Below are 237 nucleotides of genomic sequence, written 5' to 3'. Positions count from 1 at the left end.
AACCATTTGTTGTTTTGGTATTTCTATTCATATATAGAACCATGCCTTTAGCTACCATATCTTCATTATTAGGTTGAATAACCATTTCAGAATTTATAATCCATGTACCTTTATCATTTTTATCAAATTGATCATCACGATATCCTTCTTTATCGTATAAATCCTCTAGATTTTTAATCGGATACATACTCAACGTTTTTTCAAAACTTTTCTTTATTTCCGCTTCTTTCCCTGTAC

The 237-nt window shown here is 29.1% G+C and carries 1 protein-coding gene; it reads right to left on the bottom strand.

Annotated features, from left to right (window positions below):
- Positions 1-237: Csa1 family protein (locus tag IDG63_RS14620; RefSeq protein ID WP_206176515.1), on the bottom strand; the 237-nt coding region annotated here is incomplete at both ends.

Source organism: Staphylococcus sp. EG-SA-14 (genome assembly GCF_017151935.1).
Classification (GTDB): domain Bacteria; phylum Bacillota; class Bacilli; order Staphylococcales; family Staphylococcaceae; genus Staphylococcus; species Staphylococcus aureus.
The sequence above is the reverse complement of the archived record's forward strand: the minus strand, read 5'-3'. Positions and strand labels throughout refer to the sequence as shown.